The sequence below is a fragment of the Nocardiopsis sp. TNDT3 genome (assembly GCF_003427465.1).
GTDB classification, from domain to species: domain Bacteria; phylum Actinomycetota; class Actinomycetes; order Streptosporangiales; family Streptosporangiaceae; genus Nocardiopsis; species Nocardiopsis dassonvillei.
In genome coordinates this window covers 1-2,371 of the sequence record NZ_QPFC01000991.1, presented here as the reverse complement: position 1 = coordinate 2,371, position 2,371 = coordinate 1, and the positions used below count along the sequence as shown (strand labels likewise).

The following is a 2,371-nucleotide window of genomic DNA, read 5'->3' as shown; positions in this document are numbered from 1 at the left end:
CCTCGAAGACCACGCGCCCGCCTACGCCGCCCCCGACGCGCTCTTCCTGCGGGCCGTGCCCTTCCCCGAGCCCGTCTCGGCCTCCGGCGGGGGCCTGGAGGTGGGCGACACCCGGCACGTCCGCTTCACCCCGCGCCGCACGCTGGAACCGGGCGCCGAGCCCACGCCGCGCCACATGGAGCTCCGGATCACCGGGAGCGAGGTCCGCGAGGACGGCGGGCGCGTGGTCTTCGAGGTGGTCGAGGACACCGCCTTCGCGAACTGGATGGACATGCGCCGCGCCGAGGCCGTGTGGCGCGCCGAGGGCGGCGGAACCCGCCTGGCCTGGTCCATCGACTACGAGCGCACCTACGAGCCCTCGTGGTACTTCGGGCCGATCCAGTCCTACACGACCGACCTGGCCGCCGAGTACCTCGCCGTCACCTTCGGCGCCGCCGCCCTGGAGGGCTCCCGATGATCCCGGAACTGCCCGCGGCGCTGGTCCGCGGCGTCGGCCTGTTCGCCCCGCTGCTCCTGCTGGCCGGACTGTGCCTGTGGCGCGCGCCCCGCCCGCGCGAGGTCGCGGCGATGCTGGTGGCCGGGGCGTGGGCACTGCTCACGCTCGTCCCGCTCAACCTGTACGCGCTGCGCGCGGGCTGGTGGTCCTTCCACGCCGAGGGCGCGGTGTGGCTGGGCATGCCCGTGGACCTGCTGCTGGCCTGGGCGGTGCTGTGGGGCGCGCTGCCCGCGCTGCTGCTGCGCCTGCTGCCGGTGCCGCTGCTCAGCGGCCTGCTCGTGTGGGTGGACGTCATCGTCATGCCGCTCGCCGAACCCGTCGTGGTGCTGGGCCCGCTCTGGCTGCTCGGCGAGTTCGTCGGCTCCGCGCTGTGCCTGATCCCCGCGCTGATGCTGGCCTACTGGACGCGCACCGGCCAACTGGTGCACGCCCGGATGTGGGCGCAGGCGCTCCTGGCGTTCGGGGCCATGGTGGTCCTGCCGCTGGCCGCGCTGGACTCCCTGCCCGGTCCGGGCACGGCCTTCGTGGCCGCCCAGGTCCTGGCCCCGGTGTGCCTGCCGGGACTGGCGGCGGCCCGCGAGTTCGCGCGGGTGGGCGGCGGCACCCCGCTGCCCTTCGACCCGCCGTCGCGGCTGGTCACCAGCGGCCCCTACGCCTACCTGCGCAACCCGATGCAGGCCACCGTCGCCGGGGTGTACCTGGTCCTGGCCCCGGTGACCGGCGACCCGTGGCTGCTGCTCGGCGCGCTCGTGGCCTTCGCCTACGGCGCGGGGTTCGCCGCCTGGCACGAGGGCGGTCAGCTGCGGGCGGCGTTCGGCGGGGACTGGGATGCCTACCGGGCGGGCGTGCGGTCCTGGCTGCCCCGGTGGCGGCCGTGGCCCGGCCGCGCGCCGGGCACGCTGTACGTGGCCGCGGACTGCGCCATGTGCCGGGGCCTGGGCGGCTGGCTCACCGCCCGCGCGCCGGTGGCGCTGGAGCCGCGACCTGCGGCGGAGCACCCCGAGGTGCTGTACCGCCTCACCTACGAGAACTCCGAGGGACTGCGCTGGAGCGGGGTGTCGGCGCTGGCCCGGGCGCTGGAGCACCTGCACCTGGGGTGGGCGCTCGCGGGCTGGGCGCTCGACCTGCCGGGGGTGCGGCACTTCGCGCAGCTGTGCGCGGACGCCTTCGGAGCCGGACCGCGGCCCTCGCGCGAACCCCTCGGCGAAGGAGGAGGGGAGGCGGGCGCTCCCCGCGGCGGTGGGGCGCCCGCGCCCGGCGCGCGGGTGTGAGTCGGCGGCCGCGGAGCGCGGCGCCCCGGGGAACGGGAGGGCCCGGGAGGCCGGACCGGTGCGTGCGGGAGACCGCGGCGGGGCTCCGCCGCGGACCCGGCGCGCCTTCGGTCCGCGCCCCCGTCGGCAGGGTCGTTCACGCTCCGCGCCGCCCCGTTTCCAGCCGAAACGCAGAGCGCCGCCCGCGTCGAGCGCGGGCGGCACCTGGTGTTCCCCGCGGCCGGGGCCCTCCTCCCCGGCGTCGGAGCCGGAGCGGGCCGCCGCGGTTCCGGCCGGCCCGGACTCCCCGCCCCGGTTCAGGTGTCGGGCTCGACCGCTGATCCCAGGCCGGTCAGCCAGGCCAGGTGGCTCTGCAGGGTCGTTCGTCCGACCGGGGTCAGGCGGAACCAGGTTTTCGGTCGGCGCCCGACCGCTCCCTTGCGGACTTCGAGCAGTCCGGCGTCCTCCAGGGTGCGGCTGTGCTTGGAGACCATCGGATCGCTGACGCCGAGCAGGTCGCGCACGGTGGCGAAGTCGACCCACTTGGCGCTCTGCAACAGCGCGCACATCGCCAGGCGCGGGCCGGTCTCCAGGATCGGTTGGCGTGCGGCGGCGCCTCCGCCGG

The 2,371-nt window shown here is 76.8% G+C and carries 2 protein-coding genes and 1 pseudogene; 2 read left to right on the top strand and 1 reads right to left on the bottom strand.

The window, feature by feature from the left end; translation table 11 throughout:
• Both DQW06_RS22735 and DQW06_RS22730 read left to right on the top strand, forming a co-directional pair.
• A pseudogene (locus tag DQW06_RS22735) lies at positions 1-457 on the top strand (hypothetical protein); the annotation flags it as partial.
• Positions 454-1,767, top strand: a complete 1,314-nt coding sequence (locus DQW06_RS22730; RefSeq protein ID WP_013156177.1) for a methyltransferase — start codon at positions 454-456, stop codon at positions 1,765-1,767. The pseudogene DQW06_RS22735 and the gene DQW06_RS22730, both read left to right, overlap by 4 nt.
• A gap of 296 nt (positions 1,768-2,063) precedes the next feature.
• On the opposite strand, the gene DQW06_RS22725 is transcribed toward DQW06_RS22730, so the two are convergent.
• A partial coding sequence (locus DQW06_RS22725; protein WP_117199276.1) for a transcriptional regulator occupies positions 2,064-2,371 on the bottom strand: 308 nt, incomplete at its 5' end.

What these genes read in the sequence shown, in the direction of transcription:
- DQW06_RS22730 (WP_013156177.1), top strand. Translation starts at nt 454, where the DNA reads ATGATCCCGGAACTGCCCGCGGCGCTGGTCCGCGGCGTCGGCCTGTTC.